This window comes from Brevundimonas sp. (genome assembly GCF_965278935.1).
Taxonomy (GTDB): Bacteria; Pseudomonadota; Alphaproteobacteria; order Caulobacterales; family Caulobacteraceae; genus Brevundimonas.
The window spans coordinates 595,815-617,298 of sequence record NZ_OZ257124.1; the positions used below are offsets into that span (position 1 = coordinate 595,815).

22 protein-coding genes are annotated in these 21,484 nt (G+C 68.3%); 16 read left to right on the plus strand and 6 right to left on the minus strand.

Features of this window, described 5'->3' with window-relative positions; all coding sequences use genetic code 11:
* Positions 1-33: 33 nt before the first annotated feature.
* Positions 34-2,730, minus strand: coding sequence for an aconitate hydratase AcnA (gene acnA / locus ACQY68_RS03040; RefSeq protein ID WP_428151551.1), 2,697 nt, complete (start codon positions 2,728-2,730; stop codon positions 34-36).
* A 203-nt stretch (positions 2,731-2,933) separates the two neighbouring features.
* Between acnA and ccmA the strand changes: the two genes are divergently transcribed.
* Positions 2,934-3,557: a heme ABC exporter ATP-binding protein CcmA gene (gene ccmA, locus ACQY68_RS03045; RefSeq protein WP_428151553.1), complete on the plus strand. Its 624-nt coding sequence runs from the start codon at positions 2,934-2,936 to the stop codon at positions 3,555-3,557.
* On the plus strand, positions 3,554-4,219 hold the full coding sequence (gene ccmB, locus ACQY68_RS03050) for a heme exporter protein CcmB (RefSeq protein ID WP_428151554.1): 666 nt from the start codon (positions 3,554-3,556) through the stop codon (positions 4,217-4,219). Before ccmA ends, ccmB begins: the two co-directional genes overlap by 4 nt.
* A 9-nt stretch (positions 4,220-4,228) precedes the next feature.
* On the opposite strand, the gene ACQY68_RS03055 is transcribed toward ccmB, so the two are convergent.
* Positions 4,229-4,543 carry a hypothetical protein gene (locus tag ACQY68_RS03055; protein WP_428151555.1) on the minus strand — a complete coding sequence of 105 codons (315 nt, stop codon included), beginning with the start codon at positions 4,541-4,543 and terminating at the stop codon, positions 4,229-4,231.
* A 178-nt stretch (positions 4,544-4,721) separates the two neighbouring features.
* Here ACQY68_RS03055 and ACQY68_RS03060 point away from each other — a divergent pair, with 178 nt between their 5' ends.
* The 3 genes from ACQY68_RS03060 to ACQY68_RS03070 all read left to right on the plus strand — a co-directional run bounded on the left by ACQY68_RS03060 (position 4,722) and on the right by ACQY68_RS03070 (position 9,263).
* Complete coding sequence (locus ACQY68_RS03060; protein WP_428151556.1) at positions 4,722-6,794, plus strand: AsmA family protein; 2,073 nt, start codon at positions 4,722-4,724, stop codon at positions 6,792-6,794.
* Positions 6,795-6,850: 56 nt separating this feature from the next.
* Positions 6,851-7,723, plus strand: coding sequence for an alpha/beta hydrolase (locus tag ACQY68_RS03065; RefSeq protein ID WP_428151557.1), 873 nt, complete (start codon positions 6,851-6,853; stop codon positions 7,721-7,723).
* An 85-nt stretch (positions 7,724-7,808) separates the two neighbouring features.
* Positions 7,809-9,263, plus strand: coding sequence for an AMP nucleosidase (locus ACQY68_RS03070; RefSeq protein ID WP_428151558.1), 1,455 nt, complete (start codon positions 7,809-7,811; stop codon positions 9,261-9,263).
* 229 nt (positions 9,264-9,492) lie between these two features.
* Here ACQY68_RS03070 and ACQY68_RS03075 read toward each other — a convergent pair whose 3' ends face one another.
* On the minus strand, positions 9,493-10,239 hold the full coding sequence (locus tag ACQY68_RS03075; RefSeq protein ID WP_428151559.1) for an SAM-dependent methyltransferase: 747 nt from the start codon (positions 10,237-10,239) through the stop codon (positions 9,493-9,495).
* Positions 10,240-10,348: 109 nt separating this feature from the next.
* Between ACQY68_RS03075 and ACQY68_RS03080 the strand changes: the two genes are divergently transcribed.
* From ACQY68_RS03080 to ACQY68_RS03100, 5 genes are read left to right on the plus strand one after another with little or no spacing between them, the layout of a single operon-like run.
* Positions 10,349-10,918, plus strand: a complete 570-nt coding sequence (locus tag ACQY68_RS03080) for a hypothetical protein (protein ID WP_428151560.1) — start codon at positions 10,349-10,351, stop codon at positions 10,916-10,918.
* A gap of 29 nt (positions 10,919-10,947) precedes the next feature.
* Positions 10,948-11,568, plus strand: coding sequence for a hypothetical protein (locus tag ACQY68_RS03085; protein WP_428151561.1), 621 nt, complete (start codon positions 10,948-10,950; stop codon positions 11,566-11,568).
* 2 nt (positions 11,569-11,570) lie between these two features.
* Complete coding sequence (locus tag ACQY68_RS03090; RefSeq protein WP_428151563.1) at positions 11,571-11,873, plus strand: winged helix-turn-helix domain-containing protein; 303 nt, start codon at positions 11,571-11,573, stop codon at positions 11,871-11,873.
* 19 nt (positions 11,874-11,892) lie between these two features.
* Positions 11,893-12,672, plus strand: a complete 780-nt coding sequence (locus ACQY68_RS03095) for a tyrosine-protein phosphatase (protein ID WP_428151564.1) — start codon at positions 11,893-11,895, stop codon at positions 12,670-12,672.
* Positions 12,669-13,970 (plus strand): anthranilate synthase component I family protein, encoded by a 1,302-nt coding sequence (locus tag ACQY68_RS03100; protein WP_428151565.1) that lies wholly within the window; start codon positions 12,669-12,671, stop codon positions 13,968-13,970. Before ACQY68_RS03095 ends, ACQY68_RS03100 begins: the two co-directional genes overlap by 4 nt.
* Here ACQY68_RS03100 and ACQY68_RS03105 read toward each other — a convergent pair.
* From ACQY68_RS03105 to ACQY68_RS03115, 3 genes are read right to left on the minus strand one after another with little or no spacing between them, the layout of a single operon-like run.
* Positions 13,967-14,512, minus strand: a complete 546-nt coding sequence (locus ACQY68_RS03105) for a TadE/TadG family type IV pilus assembly protein (protein WP_428151566.1) — start codon at positions 14,510-14,512, stop codon at positions 13,967-13,969. The two genes, ACQY68_RS03100 and ACQY68_RS03105, sit on opposite strands and share 4 nt — an antisense overlap.
* Positions 14,509-15,060, minus strand: coding sequence for a TadE/TadG family type IV pilus assembly protein (locus ACQY68_RS03110; RefSeq protein ID WP_428151567.1), 552 nt, complete (start codon positions 15,058-15,060; stop codon positions 14,509-14,511). Before ACQY68_RS03110 ends, ACQY68_RS03105 begins: the two co-directional genes overlap by 4 nt.
* 3 nt (positions 15,061-15,063) lie before the next feature.
* A complete protein-coding gene (locus ACQY68_RS03115; RefSeq protein ID WP_428151568.1) occupies positions 15,064-15,495 on the minus strand; it encodes a pilus assembly protein N-terminal domain-containing protein in 432 nt (143 codons plus the stop codon).
* A 367-nt stretch (positions 15,496-15,862) separates the two neighbouring features.
* Between ACQY68_RS03115 and ACQY68_RS03120 the strand changes: the two genes are divergently transcribed.
* The 6 genes from ACQY68_RS03120 (at position 15,863) to ACQY68_RS03145 (ending at position 21,484) form a co-directional block, all read left to right on the plus strand.
* Positions 15,863-16,027, plus strand: a complete 165-nt coding sequence (locus ACQY68_RS03120; RefSeq protein ID WP_298159380.1) for a Flp family type IVb pilin — start codon at positions 15,863-15,865, stop codon at positions 16,025-16,027.
* A 114-nt stretch (positions 16,028-16,141) separates the two neighbouring features.
* Positions 16,142-16,654: an A24 family peptidase gene (locus tag ACQY68_RS03125; RefSeq protein ID WP_428151570.1), complete on the plus strand. Its 513-nt coding sequence runs from the start codon at positions 16,142-16,144 to the stop codon at positions 16,652-16,654.
* Positions 16,655-16,758: 104 nt separating this feature from the next.
* On the plus strand, positions 16,759-17,703 hold the full coding sequence (gene cpaB / locus ACQY68_RS03130) for a Flp pilus assembly protein CpaB (protein WP_428151571.1): 945 nt from the start codon (positions 16,759-16,761) through the stop codon (positions 17,701-17,703).
* Positions 17,700-19,253, plus strand: a complete 1,554-nt coding sequence (locus ACQY68_RS03135) for a type II and III secretion system protein family protein (RefSeq protein WP_428151572.1) — start codon at positions 17,700-17,702, stop codon at positions 19,251-19,253. The genes cpaB and ACQY68_RS03135 overlap by 4 nt, the downstream gene beginning before the upstream one ends.
* A gap of 8 nt (positions 19,254-19,261) precedes the next feature.
* A complete protein-coding gene (locus tag ACQY68_RS03140) occupies positions 19,262-19,951 on the plus strand; it encodes a CpaD family pilus assembly protein (RefSeq protein WP_428151573.1) in 690 nt (229 codons plus the stop codon).
* Between the two features lie 6 nt (positions 19,952-19,957).
* On the plus strand, positions 19,958-21,484 hold the full coding sequence (locus ACQY68_RS03145) for an AAA family ATPase (protein WP_428151574.1): 1,527 nt from the start codon (positions 19,958-19,960) through the stop codon (positions 21,482-21,484).

Sequence of the window (21,484 nt, forward strand, 5' to 3'; positions counted from 1 at the left end):
CGACCGGCCCTTCGTTCAGTGTGACGGGATGGATCAGCCCGCCGCGAGGTTCCGCAGGACGTAGGGCATGACGCCGCCAGCCTTGAAGTAGTCGAGCTCGGTCTGGTTATCGATGCGGCAACGGACCGGGAAGCGGGCCATCTTGCCATCCGACGGGCGGAACAGCTCGACCCACAGGTCCTGACGCGGACGCAGCTTGCCGATGTTGACGTCGGACAGACCGCGGATGGTGACGATCTCCTCGCCGGTCAGGCCCAGCTTCAGCCAGCCGTCCGCCTTGAACTGCAGCGGGACGACGCCCATTCCGACCAGGTTCGAGCGGTGGATGCGCTCGTAGCTCTCGGCGATGACGGCGCGGACGCCCAGCAGACGGGTGCCCTTGGCCGCCCAGTCGCGCGACGAGCCCGTGCCGTATTCCTTGCCGGCGAAGACGACCAGCGGACGACCCTCCGACTGGTACCGCATGGCGGCGTCGTAGATCGACATCGTGTCCTGCGACGGGAAGTGTTTGGTCACACCGCCTTCGATGTCGGGCGTGATCCTGTTGCGGATACGGATGTTGGCGAAGGTGCCGCGCATCATGACTTCGTGGTGGCCGCGACGGGCGCCGTAGGAGTTGAACTCCTCGGATTCGACGCCGCGGTTGGTCAGGTACTGACCGGCGGGCGAAGTCTTCTTGATCGAACCGGCCGGGGAGATGTGGTCGGTCGTGATCGAGTCGCCGAAGATGGCCAGGACGCGGCCCTCGACGATGTCGGTGACCGGGGTCGGCTCCATCGACAGGCCCTCGAAATACGGAGGGTTGGCGACGTAGGTGGACGAGGCGTCCCACTCATAGGTCTGGCCGCCTTCGACCGAGATGTTCTGCCAGTGGCTGTCGCCCTTGAAGACGTCCGCATAGCGTTTGGCGAACATGGCCGGGGTGACCGACTTCTTCTGGATCGCGGCGATCTCGGCGGACGTCGGCCAGACGTCCTTCAGGAAGACGTCCTTGCCCTTCTTGTCCTGGCCCAGGGGCTGGGTCGTGATGTCGATGCGCATCGAACCGGCCAGGGCATAGGCGACGACCAGCGGCGGCGAGGCCAGGTAGTTGGCCTGGACGTCGGGGTTCACGCGACCTTCGAAGTTGCGGTTGCCCGACAGGACGGAGGTGGCGACGATGCCGTTGTCGTTGATCGTCTGCGAGATCGCCGGATCCAGCGGGCCCGAGTTGCCGATGCAGGTGGTGCAGCCGTAGCCGACCAGGTTGAAGCCCAGGGCGTCCAGTTCCTTCTGCAGGCCGGCGGCCGTCAGATAGTCGGTGACCACCTGCGAGCCCGGAGCCAGCGAGGTCTTGACCCAGGGCTTGGTCTTCAGACCCAGCTTGTTGGCCTTCTGGGCCACGAGGCCGGCGGCGATCAGGACCGACGGGTTCGAGGTGTTGGTGCACGACGTGATGGCGGCGATGGTCACGTCGCCGTCGCCGAGGTCGAACTTCTCACCGGCGACGGGGAAGCGCGGCGCATCGGTGGCGCGGCTGAAGACGTCGTTCAGGGCGGTCTCGAACGACGGAGCGGCAACGGTCAGTTCGACCTTGTCCTGCGGACGTTTGGGGCCGGCCAGCGACGGCACGACGGTCGAGATGTCCAGCTCCAGAACGTCGGAGAAGACCGGGTCTTCCGAGGTCTCGTCGATCCACAGACCTTGCGCCTTGGCGTAGGCCTCGACCAGGGCGACGCGCGCCTTGTCGCGGCCCGTGGCGGTCAGGTAGCCGATGGTGGCGGCCGAGACGGGGAAGAAGCCGCAGGTGGCGCCGTATTCCGGGGCCATGTTGGCGATGGTCGCCTGATCCTCGATCGTCATGTTCGGCAGGGCGTCGCCGAAGAACTCGACGAACTTGCCGACCACGCCCTTCTTGCGCAGCATCTGGGTGACGGTCAGCACCAGGTCGGTGGCCGTCGTGCCTTCCGGCATGGCGCCGGTCAGCTTGAAGCCGATGACTTCGGGGATCAGCATGGGGATCGGCTGGCCCAGCATGGCGGCCTCGGCCTCGATGCCGCCGACGCCCCAGCCCAGGACGGCCAGGCCGTTGATCATGGTGGTGTGGCTGTCGGTGCCGACCACGGTGTCCGGATAGGCGACGGTCGCCTTGCCTTCGGCCAGGGTCCAGACGGTCTGGGCCAGGTTCTCCAGGTTCACCTGGTGGCAGATGCCGGTGCCGGGGGGCACGACGCGGAAGTTGTTGAAGGCCGAGGAGCCCCAGCGCAGGAACTTGTAGCGCTCGATGTTGCGCTCGTACTCGCGCTCGACGTTCTGGCCGAAGGCTTTCGAGGTGCCGAAATTGTCGACCATGACCGAGTGGTCGATGACCAGGTCGACGGGGACCAGCGGGTTGATCTTCGACGCATCGGCGCCGAGAGCCGACATGGCGTCGCGCATGGCGGCCAGGTCGACGACGGCGGGAACGCCGGTGAAGTCCTGCATCAGCACGCGGGCCGGACGGAAGGCGATCTCGTGCTCGACGGCGCCCTTGTTCTCGATCCAGGCGGCGACGGCCTTGAGGTCGGCCTCGGTGACCGAGACGCCGTCCTCGTTGCGCAGCAGGTTCTCCAGCAGCACCTTCATCGAGCGCGGAAGGCGCGAGATCCCGGCCAGACCGGCTTCCTCGGCGGCGGGAAGGCTGTAATAGGCGTATTTCTTGCGCCCGACGGAGAGATCGCGACGGGTGGAAAGGCTGTCGACTGACGGCATGGGAGAGGTCCTCTGGTCAAAGCCGCCCGGACATCCGGTTGCGCCGTCTCGCGGTCTACGCAGGGGCTCACAGGTCCCTTGCGCGCGCGGCGACAGCCTGCTGCGGCGACCGCGCATATAGCCGTGGTTGGGGGGTGCGTCCATGTATCCACGTCCTCTGTGGGGACATTGAGAACGGGTCGCAAAATGAACGGGTTGAGTGCGTGATCTCGACCCTGTCCATCACCGACCTGAGCCTGTCGCGCGGAGAGCGGACGCTGTTCCGCGGGCTGTCCTTTGCCGCCGCAGCCGGAGAGGCTGTGGCCCTGACCGGGGCGAACGGTGCGGGCAAGACATCACTGCTTCGGGCGGTGGCCGGGTTCATCCGTCCGGAGGCCGGAGAGATCGCCTTCCGGGACGCCGACGGCGAGACGATCGAGGCGGATCTGGCGCGGGCGCACGAGCTGCATCTGCTGGGTCATCTCGACGGACTGAAGGGTGCGCGGACGGCGCGGGACGAGCTGATGTTTCAGTCCCGGTGGCTGGGGCACAGCCACCACGGCATCGAGGATGCTATCGAAACCCTGGGCCTGAAGCCGTTGCTCGATCTCGAGGTCCGCAAGTTGTCGGCCGGTCAGAGACGCAGGCTGGCGCTGGCCCGGCTGATCGGGTCGCCCCGTGCCCTCTGGCTGCTGGACGAACCCTTGAGCCCGCTCGATGCGAAATGGCGCGAGGCGGTCGGGGCGATGATGGCGCGGCATCTCGCTGGGGGCGGGCTGATCCTGGCGGCGGTGCACGATCCTCTGCCCGTCCCGACGCGAGCGCTGGATCTGGGGGCAGGCCGATGAGCGCGGCGTCCGTCCTGTTCCGCAGGGAACTGGCCCTGGCCTGGGGCGGAGGCGGCGGACCGTTGCTGGCGTGCGGCTTCTTCGCCTGTCTGACGACGGTCGTGCCGCTCGCGGCGGGGGGCGATCCGAACGTGCTGAAACCTGTGGCGGCGGGGATCGCCTGGCTGGCGCTGGCGCTGTCGAGCCTGCTGTCGCTGGAGCGGCTGTTCGAGCGGGATCTCGAGGACGGGGCGCTGGACCTGTTGGCGACCGGACCCTTGCCGCTGGAGGCCGTTTTCGCGATCAAGGCGGTCAGCCAGTGGCTGGCGACCGGACTGCCGCTGGCCCTGACCGCGCCCGTCGCGGCGCTGGCGCTGGGTCAGTCGATCGAACTGGCTCCGCTGACGGCGCTGTCGGCTCTGATCGGAGGTCTGGGGTTCGCCTTCACCGGCGCACTGGGTGCGGCCCTGGCTCTGGGCGCGAAGCGGGGCGGACTGCTGATCGCAGTGGTGGTCCTGCCGCTGTTCATTCCGCCAGTGGTGTTCGGGTCGGGCGCGCTCGACCGGGCGGCGGCTGGGCTGAGCCCGTGGTCGGCGCTTGCGCTCCTGACGGCCTATGCGCTGTTCGCGGCCGTCATCGCCCCGCCGGCGGGCGCCGCGGCGATCCGCAGCGCCCAAGGTTAGTCAAAAACTTCAGCGGACCGAGGCGTAGGTGGTCAGCGTCTGTTGCAGACGGCCATGCTCGCGCGCGTTCATGCAGCGCGGCGTCGCCCAGGTCTCACCGGTGGCGCGGGCCTGAAGGGCCTGTTCGGCGGTCACGAAGGTGGGGGGCGCGCCGTGCTCGCGGCGGAAGGCGCTGCGGGTCGCGGCGTCGTTCGTGCACATCATCACTACGCGCTGGGCGCCGGCGGGCGCCTCGGTGGGAAGCCGCGTCTGGTGCGCCAGGGTGGGGGCGGCGACGGACGTCGCGAGGGTCGCGACGGCGGCGAGGGTGGTGAAACGGTTCATGGCGGGCTCCTCCTCAAGACCCGAAAGATGTCTGGGTTCGGAGCAATAATGCGCGCAACGGAGTATCTGTAAAGAAAATAAGACAACTCTGCTGCAAACGGATGAAATTGATCGTGGCTCGCAACGGGTTTGCGATGGTCTTGGCCCCTTCCAAGCGTCTGGCGCGTTGTGTTCCCTCGTGAAGCGCTTCCTCCCCAACTCTCTGAATTTGCCCTCGAACTGGCAGGATGTGCGCACGCGCGCCCTGGCTCCTGCGGGGGTGAGGGTGCGAGAATGGCGTGACTGGGTGGTCGACAGGGATCCGGTGTACGGCTCCTTCCGGCGCCCCGGTCGACCCGAAAGGATCGCGATCTCGGTGACCCTGCTGCTGATTCTGGCGGTCGCGATCTTCCTGCTGCTGTTCGACTGGAACTGGCTGAGAGGGCCGATCGGTCGCTGGGCCTCGGCGAAATACGACCGCGAGATCGCGCTGCAGGGCGATCTGGACGTGAACCTGTTCAGCTGGACGCCTTCGGTCATCGTCAACGACCTGAAGTTCGGCGGGCCGGACTGGGCGCGCGAGGCGGACACCGCCAACGTCGATCGCATCGAGGCGCGGTTCCGCTTGCGAAAACTGTTCGCCGGCCAGATCGAGATGCCGCTTCTGGCAATCACCCGTCCCAACGCGGTGCTGATCTCGACCGAGGATGGACGGCAGAGCTGGGATCTGGAACCGGACAAGCCCGATACCGGCGAGGGGATGAAGCTGCCGCTCATCAACAAGCTGATCATCCAGGACGGTCGCGTCTCTCTCGATGCGCGAGATCGGGGCGTCACCCTCGAAGCCGCCGTCACTGCGCGCGAGGCCGCTACCGCCGCCGACGGCGAGAGCGGCTTCCTCGTGACCGGCGAGGGCTCGCTCAACGGCTCCCCCCTGACGCTGCGGATCGAGGGCGGACCCTTCATCAATATCCGCCGCGACCGGCCCTATCGTTTCGAAGCGACGCTCGCGGGCGCGCGGTCACGACTGGTGGCGAACGGCGCGATCACCCGCCCGTTCGATCTGGGCCAGTTCACCTCGACGCTCAGCCTGCAGGGGCAGAACCTGAACGACCTCTATCTGCTTACCGGCGTGACCCTGCCGAACACCCCGCCCTATCGGCTGTCCGGGGCGTTGACCCGTGACGATGCGGTCTGGACGTTCAACGACTTCTCCGGCCGGGTCGGCGCTTCCGACCTGTCCGGCGACGTGCGCGTCGATGCCGGAGAGCGGCTGAAGGTAGAGGCTGAGTTGGCGTCCCGGCGACTGGACATCGACGACCTCGCGGCGATTCTGGGAGCCGACACCCGCACCACCGAGGCGGGGACCAACACGACCGTCGTTGCATCTGGCGCGGGGCCGGCGATGCTGCTGCCGGATGCGACGCTGCAGGTCGATCGTCTACGCTCGATGGACGGGACCCTGACCTATCGCGCGGCGAGCGTGAAGGCGAACGAGATGGATATCCGCACGGTCAATCTGGGGGCGGTCCTGAAGGGTGGCGTTCTCGACCTCGACCCTGTCTCCTTCGCCTTCGACCGGGGCGAACTGAACGGCACGGCGAAGATCAACGCGACCCGCGATACGCCTTACAGCGCCGTCGATTTTCGCCTGTCGGGCTATCCGCTGGAAAGTCTCGTGCCGGCCCGAAATGGCGAGTCGCCGATCACCGGCCGGGCCTTGGGTCGCGCGCGGCTGGAAGGCCCGGGCGCCTCGATCCACCGTTTCGCCGCCGCGTCCAAAGGCTCGATCAGCCTGGTCGTGCCTCAGGGCGAAATGCGCGCGGCCTTCGCCGAACTGCTGGGCGTCAACGCCAGCGCCGGACTGTTGAAGCTGTTGAGCGGCGATCAGTCGCGCAGCACGATCCGGTGCGGCGTGGCCGACTTCGACGTCGCCAACGGCGTCGCTCGCGCAAAGACCTTCGTCGTCGATACCGACGTGGTGCTGGCGCAAGGATCGGGATCGATCAATCTCGGAACCGAGACACTGGATCTGAAGATCGACGGCGAATCCAAGAAGCCGCGTCTGCTGCGCCTGTGGACGCCGATCCATGTGCGCGGTCATCTGTCGGCGCCCAGCGTCGGCGTCGAAACAGGTCAGTTGATCACCCAGGCCGGGGTGACCGGGGTGCTGGCGGCAGTCGTCGCACCCTTCGCCGCCCTGTTCGCCTTCGTCGATCCGGGTCTGGCCGAGGACGCCAACTGCGGCTCGCTGATCGCAAATGCGCGATGAGGCCGAACGGCGGGTCGCCGCGTATCTGACCTCGATCTGTCAGTGAGAGACCGCCGATGACCCGTAGAGGCCTTTTCGCCCCCGCCCTCGGCGCCGTGGTCGCCTCGCTGACCGCCGCCTGCAGCCCGTTAGGGGTCCTCAACGCAGTGGGTCCGCGCGATCGGGGCGTACGGCGCGTGGCGCGCGATCTGGAATACGGCTCCGACCCGCGCCAGAGGTTCGACATCTATGCCCCGGAAGCCGCCGGTGCGGCGTCGCCCCTGCCCGTGCTGGTCTTTTTCTACGGCGGCGGTTGGGATTCGGGATCCAAGGATCTCTACGGCTGGGCCGCCCAGGCTCTGGCGGCGCAGGGGTTCGTCGTGGCCGTCGCCGACTATCGACTTGTGCCCCAGGTTCTGTTCCCGGTCTTCATCCAGGATGCGGCCGCAGCCACGGCCCGGGTGGCCGAGGTGGCGGCGCAGTACGGGGGCGATCCGGCTCGGCTGGGCGTGCTCGGGCATTCGGCAGGCGCACACCTGGCCATGATGATCGCCCTCGACAGGCGCTACATGGCCGCCGTCGGCAAGCCGGACCTGATCAAGGCGGCGGCGGGGCTGGCGGGGCCCTACGACTTCCTGCCGTTCGACGTGGCCTCCTCGATCAACGCCTTCGGCCAGGCGCCCGATCCGGAACAGACCCAGCCCCTGCATTTCGCCCGCGCCGACGCCCCGCCCCTGTGGCTTGGCCATGGAACGGCGGACGTCATCGTCCACGACGAGGACACGATCCTGCTGGAGGCGCGGATGCGGGAACTCGGCGGGCGCTGCGAGGCGAAGCTCTATCCGGGTCTCAGCCATGAGGATCTGATCGCGACCTTCTCGCCCCTGTTCCGTAAGAAGGCCCCGGTGCTGGCCGACGTTTCCGCCTTCTTCCACCGTCAGCTGGGATAGGCCGACCGGAAACGGGTAACGGACGCTCACACAAGATGAAGCGTCACAGTCTCGCCAGCGCCATGATCCTCGGCTAGAGGAAGTCATGACAGAACAGAAAAACGGGGCGCTGTCGGCGCCCGAGGCGCTGGATCGCCTCGAACACCTCTACACCCAATCCGTCGCCGCCCTGCGGGACGCCGTCCGGACCTTCCTCGCCACCGGCGAGCGGGCGGACCCCGAGGCCCGGGCGAACGGGCTCTTCTCGTACCCCTCGCTGAAGATCAGCTGGTTCGGCGATCGGCCCACCAACCTGCCCATCCGGTCCTATGCCCGGATGTCGCGCCAGGGCGTCTATTCGACCACGATCACCCGGCCGGACCTGTACCGCCCCTATCTGATGGAGCAGCTGACCCTGCTGCAGCAGGACTACGACGTGGCCTTCGAGGTCGGTCCGTCGGAGCAGGAGATCCCCTTCCCCTATGTGCTCGACGGGTCCGACGTCGTGCTGAACCCGTCGCAGACGGCGGCCATCGCGCGATACTTCCCGACCACGGACCTCGCCCATATCGGCGACGAGATTTCCGACGGCCTGTTCGACCCGAGCGAGGACTTTCCTCTTTCGCAGTTCGACGGGCTGCGCACCGACTTCTCGCTGGCGCGGCTGCGGCACTACACCGGGACGCCGGTCGAGCATGTCCAGTCCTATGTGCTGTTCACCAACTACAACCGCTATGTCGACGACTTCGTGCGCTGGGCCTGCGAGCAGCTGAAGGACCCGAACAGCATCTACGAGACCCTGTCGTGCGCCGGCGGGGTGGTGATCACGCGCGAGACGGCGGACGCCGATGCGGTGATGGACGCGGCCTGGAAGAAGCACCAGATGCCCGCCTATCACCTGACCGCACCGGGCCATGAGGGCATCACCCTGGTCAACATCGGGGTGGGGCCGTCGAACGCCAAGACCATCTGCGACCACCTGGCCGTCACCCGGCCGCACGCCTGGATGATGATCGGCCACTGCGGCGGCCTGCGCCCGTCCCAGACGATCGGCGACTACGTCCTGGCCCACGCCTATCTGCGCGACGACCATGTGCTGGACGCGGTCCTGCCGCCGGACATTCCGATCCCCTCGATCGCCGAGGTCCAGCGCGCCCTCTACGATGCGGCCAAGATGGTCTCCGGCGCACCGGGCGAGGAGGTCAAACGCCGCCTCCGCACCGGCACGGTGGTGACCACCGACGATCGGAATTGGGAGCTGCGCTATTCCAAGTCGGCGCTGCGCTTCAACCAGTCTCGGGCCGTGGCCATCGACATGGAGAGCGCCACCATCGCCGCCCAGGGCTATCGCTTCCGCGTTCCCTACGGGACCCTGCTGTGCGTCTCGGACAAGCCGCTGCACGGGGAGATCAAACTGCCGGGTCAGGCGAACCGCTTCTACGAAGGCTCGATCTCCGAGCATTTGCAGATCGGGATCCAGGCCATCGACATCCTGCGCAGGGAGGGGGCGAGCCTGCACTCCCGGAAACTGCGCGCCTTCGACGAGCCGCCGTTCCGCTGACCTTTGTCCGTTTCGTCATGACCAGGGCAAGGTGACGAAACGGGACGAAACGGACGAAATCTCCTTTCCCCGGCGACGGGCGAAAGCCCGGTTGGTCAGCATTATAGCCGTGCCGGCAGGGGCGCCGGATAAAAGGCCTATCGTCAGAGCCGGCCCTTGAATCCGAAGGCGAATTCGGGGGATGTGTTGATGGGTATGCGGCGGTGAACCCCTCGCTCCGGGAGAGGGTTTATCTTTTCCGGAACAGATACAGGCCGAAGCTGAGCCAGGGTCGACCGAAGTCGAAGGTGGCCTTCGACAGGTCGGCGCGCTGGCGGATGGAGGGCGCGGCGGGGTCGTCCGGATTGGCGTCCAGCCAGTCCCGGACCCGCGCGTCCGCCCCGCCGAAGAAGGCGTCCCAGTCGGCGTCCGGGGCGATTTCGGCCGAGACGGTTTCCAGCCCGGCAGCCTCAGCCGCGGCGAGCCAGCCGTCGTGGGTCGCATAGTCGCCCGCGGCCCCGATCACCTGACGCAGGGGCTCGGGCGGTTCTCCCTTCCAGGTCAGGTCGCCCCATAGCAGCCAGCCGGGCGACGCCAGCCGCCCGGCCAGCGCTGCGAAGATATCGACCGCCGAGCGGACGCCCGGCCCCGCCGGTTCGGTCGAGCCGAGGGCCACGATCAGGTCGGCCGGAGCGAGGCGGTCGAGCGCCGTGGCCGAACCCTCCGCGACCACCATGACCTTCCCGGCGACGCCGGCGTTCGCGGCGCGGTCGCGGATCATGTCCGCCATATCGGGATAGCGTTCGATCGCCTGCACCCGCAGGCCGAACTCCCGCGCGAGGGCGACCGAGACCCCGCCCGCGCCGGCCCCGATATCAAGCGCCGTCGCGCCCTCAGTCAGGCCGGTCCGGGCGACGAGAGCCAAGACAGCGTCGAGCGTGACGGGGTTGGCAACCTCGAATCCGGCATAGGCGATGCTGTGATAGGTCGGGGTCATCGGCCGGTTCTAGCCGAGGCGGCGCCCGTGCGCATCTGGCAGTCAAAAAGAACTTTACATCACAAAGTAGATGTGAGATCAAAGGGTCATCAACCACGGACGACCTGCGATGACCGCCACGACCTTCGACCCCGTTCCCCTGTCCACGCAGCCGACGCTCGCCGTCGCGGCGGGACGCAATCTGATCGCCGCCGGCTCGATCTTCGCCGCCGCCAACCTGTTCCAGTGGGGGGTGATGAGCGGGGTCCTGCATCTGCATCCGGCCACGCTGTCGCTGAGCTGGCCGGTCGCTGTGGTCGCCTTTCTGATCATCCTTCGCCGCCTGCGCGGGCTGGGCGGAGAGGCCGCGATCCGCGCCGCCTCATGGTCGCGCTGGGCCATCTTGGCCCAGATCGCCGCCGCCCTGTCCCTGGCCATCGCCTCGGTCCTGCTCAAGAACTGGGCGCTGATGATGTGGATGTCGCCGATCGGTCTGGCCCTCTACGGTCTCGCCTTCTTGGTCGCCGCGGTCCGCGGCGGTCCGAAGTGGCTGGCCGGCGTGGCCCTGGGCGCCTTCATCGCGGCGGGCGGCGTCGCCCTGCTGATCGGTACGCCGCAGCAATACCTGGCCTATGCCTGCGGTCTGGTCGCCTTCGCCCTGATCCCCGGCCTCGCCCTGACCTTCGGCCGCGCGCGCTGACACTGAAATCGCATACGGGAAATCGAACCATGACCGATCCGAACAACGACACCGCCGACATCGCCTGGCTGAAGAACCTCGCCGCCGAGGGCGCTGCGACACCCATGGGTGGCGGTGGAATCCTGATGGCCGCCGGTCTGATCTTCGGCCTGGCCAGCATCGCCCACTGGACGGTGGCCTCGGGGCTGATCGACCAACCGCCCCCTGCCTTCAGCTTCCTCTGGATCGGCGCCACCGTCCTGTTCCTCTGCGTCCTGACTGCGGTCATCCAGCGCAGCCGTGGCTCGGGCGGGGTGAAGACCGCGGTCGATCGCGCGACCCGTTCGGTCTGGTCGGCCGTGGGCTGGGGGATATTTACGCTGTTCGGCTCGATCGCCCTGATCGCGTGGAGGGTGGGTGAACAGAGCCTGGTTCTGTTGTCGCTGTCGCCGTCGATCATCATGGTCTTCTATGGTCTGGGCTGGGCGGTCAGCGCGGCGATGACGCGGTCGAAGCCTCTGACCTGGCTGGCGGGCGCATCGTTCCTCGCCGCGCCACTTCTGGCGCTGCTGGCCAACCAGCCGTCGCTTTACCTCGGCTATGCGGCCTGCCTGTTCCTGCTCATGGCGGTTCCCGGCTTCCTGCTGATGCGCGCCGCGAAACGGGGCTGAGGATGGCGGACGATTTCGATATCGGCCGGATCGACGACGTCATCCACGGACGGGTCCGTCTCGGCATCATGGCGGCCCTGTCCGGCGTCGACAGCGCGGACTTCGGCACGCTGAAGGCGCGGCTCCAGACGACCGACGGCAATCTGTCGGTCCATTTGCGGAAGCTGGAGGAGGCCGGGTTCGTCGCCGTGACCAAGCGGTTCGTGGGTCGCAAGCCCCTGACCGAGGCCGCGATGACCGAGCCGGGCCGGAAGGCCTTCGTCGCCTATCTGGACGCCATGGCCGGGCTGGTCGGGCCGCGCTGAAACGCCCTATAGGGAGGCCATGACCTCCCGCATCCACGCCTTCGACGCGCTCGACAATTTCCGCGACTACGGCGGCTATGACACCGCCGCAGGCCGGGCTCTGCAGACCGGCCGGCTGTTCCGCTCGGCGCATCAGGCCTCGGTGTCCGAGGCGGATCTGGGGCGGCTGGCGGCGCTGGACCTCGGCGTCGTCGTCGACCTGCGTCGGCCGGTCGAGCGTCGGCGACAGCCGTCGAAGCGGGCCGCGAACTTCACCGGCCAGGTGTTCGAGAGCGACCTCGACGAGGCCGGCGAGGCGCCGCACATCACCTTTCTGAAGACCGCCGACCTGACCCCGGACTCGGGTCGCCGGTTCATGACCGCGACCTATCGCGAACTGCCTTTCGCACCGGCCCACATCGACCTGTCCAGCCGCTATTTCCATGCGCTGGGCGAGACCGACCGGCCGGTGCTGATCCACTGTGCGGCGGGCAAGGACCGGACCGGGATGCTGGCGGCCCTGACCCATCATCTGTTGGGCGTGAGTCACGACGACCTGATGGAGGACTATCTGCTGACCAATACGGCGGTCGATCTGGTCGGCCGCGCCCCGGCCATCGCCGAACAGCTGAAAGGCTTTACCGGACGTGACGCGTCGCATGACGCCGTGGTCGCCTTCATGGGAGTCGAACCCGCCTATCTGGACGCGGCCATCGCCGCGATCGACGAGCGGTATGGCTCCCTCGACGGCTATCTGGAACAGGCGCTCGGCGTCGACACGGCCCTGCGCGACCGGATCGCGGAGCGGCTGGCGGCGTGACCGTTCGCGTCGTCCGGACCCTGGACTGGGCCGAGCCTCTCGCCGTCGCGGCCGGGCTGGCGCATCGGGAGGGCGCGCTGTGCCTGTTGTCCGACGGCGGTCCCAATGGCGGGCGGTCCTGGGTCGCCTGCGAGCCGGACCGGATCGCGACGACGCGGATGGAGGCGGACCGTCCTTTCGCCGCCCTGGCCGGGGAGGGGATGGACCGGTTCGTGGTCGGGCTGGCGACCTATGATGCCGGGGCTCGCCCGGCGACGGGAGATCGGGGACCGTCGCCGGGCGACTGGCCGGACCTGATGCTGGCCCGCTATCCGGCCATGCTGGTCTTCGATCATGAGGCGCGTACCGTCTCGGCCATCGGCCTAGGGCGAGACGAGGCCGGGGCGGCCGAGGCGGCGGACGCCGCCGCTGTGTGGATGGCTTTCGCGGCCGCGGAGGTCACGCCCGGCGAGGTCCCGGCCGCGCGGTTCGAACCCGAGCGGCCGGAGCGCGACTACATCGCCGCCGTCTCCGATGTCGTGGCGCGGATCGCCGCCGGGGAGCTGTTCCAGGCCAATATCGCGAGGTCGTGGGGCGGCTCGCTCGAACCCGACGTCGATCCCTTCGCGGTGTTCGTCCGGCTGGCGGCGGGGACGGCGCCCTACAGCGCCTTCTGGCGGGTCGGGGATCGGGCGCTGGTGTCGAACTCGCCCGAACTGTTCCTGACCTTCGACCCCGCCAGCCGGCGGATCGAGACCCGACCGATCAAGGGCACACGGCCTCGCGATCCGGACGCCGGGATCGACGCGGCCAACGCGGCCGACCTGATCGCCAGCGCCAAGGACCGGGCCGAGAACCTGATGATCGTCGACCTGATGCGCAACGACCTGTCGAGGATCGCGCGGCCGGGGTCGGTCGTGGTCGAAAACCTGTTCGAACTGGAGAGCTTCGCCACCGTCCACCACCTCGTCTCGACCGTGACCGGCGAGGCCATGACGGGCGTCGGGCCGGCCGGGGTGCTGGCGGCGTCATTCCCGCCGGGATCGATCACGGGCGCGCCCAAGCATCAAGCCATGCGGGTCATCGCGGGTCACGAAGGGCCGCGCGGTCCCTGGTGCGGCAGCCTGTTCCTGCTGGACGACGACGGCTCCCTGACGGCCTCGGTGCTGATCCGGACCATCGCCTTCTGGCGCAAGGGGGAGACCTGGGCCTTCCGGACCCTGGCCGGGGCAGGGATCGTGGCGGACAGCGATCCGGCTTCGGAACTGCAGGAAACGGACGCCAAGATTGCCGCGATCCGGCAGGCCCTGATCGGCTAGCAGTTGGTGCAGGTGATCGTGTTCACCAGCCGCGGGCGCAGCCAGTAGGTGTGAGAGAATTGCTTGGTCCCGATGACCTGGTTGAGCGGCGAGACATAGTCGTAGGTCCCCTCGCTCATGATGATGCTCTCGCCGTTCTCGATCAGGCCGTCGGGAACGGTCACGGACCCGGTGCGCGCGGTCATGCCCTTGCCCCGGCTCCAGCTCACCCGCGCCACGCCGTCGGTTCCGCGCGTGATGGCGGTGACACGCAGCTTCAGCGCGCTGTCCGGAAAGGGCGCGAGGACCAGTCCGCCGAGAGCGAAGGTGTCGTCGATCAGGGCGGCGTTCACCGTCTGGTACTGGGCCACGATGTCGGCGACCTGGGAGGTCGAGTGCCCCATCCGGCGCTGGGCCATATAGGCCTGACAGAATTCGGCGAGACCGAAATAGATCAGGATCAGCACGGGGGCGAGAATGGCGAATTCGACCGCCGACACGCCGGAACCGTCGCGGCCGAACCGGCGCAGGAAACCGAGGCTGGCGGAGCGGCGCAGGCTCAAGGCGTTCCCCCGCGATAAGGCTCGTTGCGGAAGGCGGTGGCGACCGAGATCACGGCGGCGCCGGAGTTCAGGCGCGACATGGCCTGCTGCATGAAGGGGGTGACCAGCGGCTGGGAATACCAGACCCGGACCAGCATCAGGTCGCCGGGCTGGCCTCTGTTATATTGAAGATCGCCCGTGTTCATCACGCCGTTGCGGATCGGGCTGGGGGGGATGCCGTCGGTGAACTGGGGCATGACGCGGACATCGACGTCGGCGCGATTGGCGCAGTCGCCCTGGAAGACGCTCATCTCGGAACACAGGGCGGTCTTGAACTGGGCGGCGGTGATGTTCCCGGAATCGGCCTGGCCGGTGCGGACCAGCCGGCTGGCGCTCAGCACGGCGTTCTCGAGCGTGGAGTCGATCAGGAAGACCAGACCCAGTTCCAGCACGGCGAAGATCATGAAGAAGAACGGGGCGGCGACCATGGCGAACTCGACCGCCGCAGCGCCTTCGCGACGGGGGCGGTCGGCGGCCCGGCCGCGCCTGCGGAACAGGAATCGGCTCATGGATCAGGGGATCGGGCTGGCGGCGGTCGACGCCGAGGCCGAGGCGGGACCCGCGATGTTGCGAATGCTGGGGGCGCAGGAGGCGGCGCAGGCCATCTCGGTCGCCTGGGCGCCGCGCCACACGCGCACGGATCCGGTCGATCCGCCGGTGACGACGATCTCGCCCTGGAAGATGGTGCGGCCGACGCCGTCCACGGCGACGACCTCGGTCACGCCATAGCCCTTGCCGGTGACGAACAATGTGTTGGCGTCCACCACGGTGACATCGGCGATCGCCGGGTTGCCGACGATGACCGAGGCGGCCGACCCCGTCAGGCCGATGCGGGCCGAACGGTCGATCTCGACGTTCAGGGTCTGGGCCCGGGCTGCGCCTGCGACGAGCAACAGCCCGGCGAGGAGGGCGGGGCGCAGGCGGGCGGCGATCGATCCGGCCATGGTTTATGTGTCCTTGTAGCTCTGAACGGGCGCGCGCGAAGGCGAGGCGCGAAGATCGGCCGGAAACCTCTACAAACTCTAAAGTGAGAGACCTCCGGCCACGTTTCGTTCAGACGCCTGAACAAGCGTTAACGGATGATCTTGTCCGCAGCGACCCGAAGCGCCGCCTTATTCAGTGGTGGCGGGCGTTTGCTGGAGCGATGGCCGGATCATGCGAACTTTTTACAGTAAACGGGCGGGTAACCACGCCTTCTAGCCCGCCTTTAACCGATCAGGGCGATTATGCTCATGCGTTTGGGGGAAAGCGGGCGACCGAGCCTCCCAGCCATCGTTAGCTCGCTTCACAGATTTCAAAAGGAAGAACACCATGACCAAGTTTGTTTCGCGTTTCGCCAAGGACGAGTCGGGCGCCACGGCCATCGAGTATGGCCTGATCGCGGCTCTGATCGCCGTCGTCATCATCGGCGCCGTGCAGCTGGTCGGCACCAACCTGTCGGCCACGTTCGGCAAGGTCTCGGCCAAGCTCGGCTAAACCCTCACGGGTCTTGAAAGCGGGGGCCGGCGCGGAAACGCGCCGGCCCTTTGTTTTTGTGGGCCAGGTCGTCGCGGCAACCCGGACTTAACCCGCCCCATGCAGGATGCCGTCATGGACCTCGTTTCTCTCATTCTTCTGAGCGTTCTTCCGGGCCTGGTCATCGCGGCCGCCCTTTCGGACCTGACGACGATGCGGATTCCGAACTGGCTGTCGGGATCGCTGATCCTCGGCTTTTTCCCGGCCGCCTTCGCGGTCGGCCTGCCGCTCGACGTCGTCGGACTGCACGGCGGCGTGGCCGTCATCGCCCTTCTGGTCGGCATGGGTCTGTTCGCGCTGCGGGTCATCGGCGGCGGCGACGCCAAGCTGATCGCCGCGGCCTGCCTGTGGCTGGGTCCGTCGGCCTCGTTCCAGTTCATTCTCTGGACGGCCGTGTTCGGCGGCCTCCTGTCTCTGGCCCTGATCGTCGCCCGACGCGACGTCGCGCCCCATATCGTCGGCGGTCCGGGCTGGGTCCACACCCTGCTGGAGACCAAGGGCGACATCCCCTACGGCATCGCCATCTGCGCCGGCGCCTTGATGGCTTTCCCGTCCTCAGCCTTGCTGACGACCTTCGCCGCAGGCTGACACGCGTCGGGGTTTAGGGCCGCGTTAACCCGCGCCCGCCATGGTCGTTAACGGTAGACCGCCAGCGTCACGATTCGCGCGGCAGGTCTCGCCGGAGACCGTCGATGAAGCCCGCCCGTATTGCCGTCATCTGCATCGCCGCCGTGGCCGCTATCGGCCTGGCCCTCGTGGTGAAAGCCATGGGATCGCCCTCGGGCGAGCCCGCGACCGTCGCCGCGGCCGCAGAACCCGCGCGCCCGATGGCCAAGGTTCTGGTCGCCGCTCGCGATCTCGCGCCCGGGGTCCGTCTGACCGACGCCGACCTGGAGTGGAAGGACTGGCCCGCCGACGAGGTCAATCCGGCCTTCATCACCGACGGTTCCGTCCCCGTGCCGCAGGCCGCGCCCGCCGAGGGCGAGCAAGCCGCGGCCGCCCCCGCCGAAGAAGAGGCCAAGCCGGAAGGCACGGTCGCCCGGGTGACCCGCGCCGCCGAGGAACTGACCAGCGGCGGGGCCAAGTCGGAATATTTCGGATCGGTCGTTCGCGAACCGATCCTGGCCGGTGAACCGATCATCGGCCGCAAGATCGTGCGTGCCGGGGACAGCGGCTATATGGCCGCCTATCTGGAGCCCGGCATGCGGGCCATGGCCATCGCCGTCTCGACCGAGACCGCCGCCGGCGGCTTCATCCTGCCCGGCGACCGGGTCGATGTGATCGTGACGGTCGAACTGGAACGCGACACCGAAGAAGCCCCGAACCAGGCCAAGTTCGCCAGCCGTCTGGTGCTCCAGAACGTCAAGGTCCTGGCCATCGACCAGTCGACGCGCGCCGAGGACGACCAGCAGGCCGTGGTCGGCGCCACGGCAACCCTCGAAATCGCGCCCAACGACACCGAGACCCTGGCCCTGGCGAAGGCGGCCGGGACCTTGTCCCTGACGCTGCGGTCCTATGCCGACACCGCCGGACCCTCGGGCCGCGTCGGCTCGCCGGCCCGGACACCCGTCGCCAGCCGTCCCTCGCAGGTGCGCGTCTTCCGCGGCGGAGAGCCCGAAGTGGTGAGCATCCCATGAGCGTTCGTGTGAACCGTTTCGTCGCCCTGGCCTGCGCCGGCCTCGTCGCCGTGGGCGCCGCCGCTCCCGCGACGGCCCAGACCTATGGCGCACGCCAGACCGTGGCGGCCGGCTCGGGCCCGCAACTGGTCAACCTGCCGCGCGGCACTTCCTTCGCCGTCGACCTGCCCGCCGATGCGCGGGACGTCATCGTTTCGAACCCGGCCGTGGCCGAGGCCAACGTCCACTCGCCGCGCCGGATCACCGTCATCGGCATCGCGCCGGGCGAGACCGATGCGGTCTTCCTGGACGCCGCCGGCCGCCAGATCCTGACTCTGCGCGTGCGCGTCGACGCAGGCGTTTCGGCCCTGCAAGACACCCTCAGCCGCGTCGCTCCGGGCTCCCAGATTCACGCAGAGGCCGTCAACGACAGCATCGTCCTGACCGGCCTGGTGACCAGCGCGGCGGAGGCGGATCGCGCCGTCTCCCTGGCCCGGGCTTTCGTCTCGGCGCCCGAGAAGGTGCTGAATATGATGACGGTCGCCCAGTCCGATCAGGTCACGCTGCGCGTCCGCGTCGTCGAGGTTCAGCGCAACGCGATCAAGCAACTGGGCTTCGACACGCAGGCGGTGCTGGGCCAGGTCGGAAACACCCAGTTCCTGCTGGGACAGGCGGCCAGCTTCGCCACCAACGGCGGCCTGCTGGGCGGTCTCTCGCTGGGATCGAGCCGCGACACGACGCAGAATTTCCAGCTCCAACGCCCGTGCGGCGGCGCCTTCGCCCCCGACGTGTTGTGCAACTACACGGTCCGGGGACCGGCCGACGCCTCCAACTGGGATACGGCCCAGCCGGGCACCGGTCCGGGCTCGGACGGGGTCAACAGCGCCGAGGCGACGATCAAGGCCTTCGAGCGCGTCGGTCTGATCCGCACCCTGGCAGAACCCAACCTCACCTCGGTCAACGGCGAGAGCGCCAGCTTCCTGGCGGGCGGGGAATACCCGGTTCCGACCGGCCGCGACCGCGACGGCAATGTGACCATCGAGTTCAAGCCCTACGGCGTGAACCTGGGCTTCCGGCCGGTCGTCCTGTCCGGCGGCCGCATCTCGTTGCAGATCTCGGTCGAGGTGTCCGAACTGACGCAAAGCGGCGGCATCACGCTCGGCGGCGGCACCGAAAACGCGTTCAACATCGCCGGGCTGAACGTCCGCCGCGTCCAGAACACGGTGGAAATTCCCTCCGGCGGGTCGATGATGATCGCCGGTCTGCTCCAGGAATCCACCCGCCAGACGATCGACGGTCTGCCCGGCATCGGCGCCCTGCCTGTTCTGGGCCAGCTGTTCCGTTCGCGGGACTACCTGTCCGGCGAGACCGAGCTCGCGATCATCGTCGAACCCTTCATCGTCACGCCGGTGTCGCGTGATCAGCTGCAGACGCCCGCAGACGGCCTGCGCATCGCGACCGACGCCCAGACCATCTTCTTCGGCCAGCTGAACCAGGCCTACGGCTCGCCCGCCCCGACCGCCTCGCCGAGCGCCGGCTGGCAGGGGCCGGTGGGTTATGTGATCGAGTGAGCGCGCCCATGAGCACCAGCATGACCCGCACCCTGTTTCTCGCCGCCGCCGCTGCGATCGCAGCAGCCCTGTCCGGCTGCATGGGCGCCCCGGCCGAGGGGCTTGGGCCGACGCCACTGACCCCGACGTCGCGCTTCTCCCTGCAGGTCGAACCGGGCCTGGATCGCGTAGCCCTGGCCGTGCACGAGACGGGCCTGTCCGACAATCAGACCCTGGCCCTCCGCGACATGGTTAATCGCTTCGCCGCCGAGGGCGCGCCGATGCTGACGGTCGAGGCGCCGTCGGGCGACGATCCCGTGGCCTCGGACATCGCCTGGCGGATCAAGGGGGCGCTGGAGGCGTCCGGCGTGCCGCCCTATCAGGTGCGCGTCGTGACCTATGTCGCCCCCGATCCCCGGGCGCCGGTGCTGGTCGGTTTCGACACCGTGCGCGCCGTCGTGCCCCGGTGCGGGCAGGAGTGGAGCAATCTGGCCCGGACCGGCAACAACGCCGGGAGCGCCAACTTCGGTTGCTCGGTCAACGCCAACCTCGCCGCCCAGATCGCCAACCCGCGCGACATCGTCATGCCGCGGGCCATGACTCCGGCGGACGCCGCGCGGCGCTCGGTCGTCATCGACCACTATCGCGCGGGCGAGCAGACGGCGGCCGTCCGCGAGGTGGTCGTGGATCGCGGGCGCGTCTCGAATGCTGTGGACTGACGGGACATGACCAACGCATTCGCCTCGCGCCCCTTTGACGATCTCGACGACGAGTTCGGCGCCGATCTCGACTTCATGCCGGCGGCCGCGCCCTCGCTGGACGCCGACATCAATCCGCGCGAACCGCTGCAGTTCACCGCGCCGGGCGCGCCGGTCCCGGTCCCGGTCGGCGCCGTCGTGGCCCATCCCGGCCTGCCCGTGGCCCAGGGGCCGGGGCCGGCGCCCGGCTACAATCCCGTGGGCGAGCTGGTCGCCGGCGCCTCCGCCGCCCTGTCGCCCCAGCCGGGCGGACTGCAGGTCGAGGTCACGGTTCCGCGCATCGCCATCCACGTCTTCGGCGAGCGACAGGACACCCTGGCCGCCGCCGAGCGGGCCGGTCAGGACCGGCGCATGTCGCGCGCCACGACCCAGATCCGCGTCGGCGGCATCCCCGGCGCGCTCGACGCCTATTCGCACGAGCCGACCCCGCCGCTGATCATCGTCGAATGCCTGGAAAGTCCGCAGAATTTGCTTTGGCAGGTCGATCGTCTGGCCGAGGTCTGCGACGCCGGCACCAAGGTCGTCGTCATCGGCGCGACCAACGACATCATCCTGTTCCGCGAGCTGATGAAGCGCGGCGTCAGCGAATATCTGGTCGCTCCGATCCAGCCGCTGCAGCTGATCGCCGCCATCGGCGGCCTGTTCTCCGATCCGGCCCAGCCGTTCGTCGGCCGCTCCATCGCCTTCGTCGGCGCGCGGGGCGGGGCGGGGGCCTCCTCGGTCGCGCACAACACCGCCTATGCGATGTCCGAGCGGATCGGCGCCAACACCGTCATCGTCGACTACGACCTGCCGTTCGGAACGGCCGGTCTCGACTTCAATCAGGACCCCCTTTCCGGCATCGCCGAGGCCCTGGGCCAGCCCGACCGGCTGGACGCCGTCCTGCTTGACCGGATGATGGTCCGCTGCACCGACAAACTGTCGCTGTTCGCGGCGCCGGCCACCCTGGACAACGACTGGGACATCTCGCCGGACGCCTTCGAGGAGGTGACCAGCCAGATCCGCGGCACGGCGCCCTTCGTGGTGCTGGACCTGCCGCACATCTGGACCGGCTGGATGCGCAAGACCCTGATCTCGGCGGACGAGGTCGTGGTCGTGGCCACGCCCGATCTCGCCTCCCTGCGCAACGCCAAGAACATGATCGACCTGATCCGCTCGGGCCGCCCGAACGACGCGCCGCCGCGGCTGGTGCTCAACCAGGTCGGCGTGCCCGGACGTCCGGAGATCCCGGCCAAGGACTTCGGCGCGGCTCTGGGCATCCACCCCAGCCTGTCGATCCCGTTCGACGCCAAGCTGTTCGGCGCCGCGGCCAACAATGGCCAGATGATTCTGGACGCCGGGGGCAAGTCGAAGGCGGCCGAGGCTTTCCAGACCCTGGCCCAGATCGTGTCGCGCCGCGAACTGCCGATGATCGCCGCGCCGGGCAAGGCCGCCAAGGCGTCCGGGGGCGAATCGAAGTCGATGTTCTCCGGCCTGTTCAAGAAGAAGACCTGA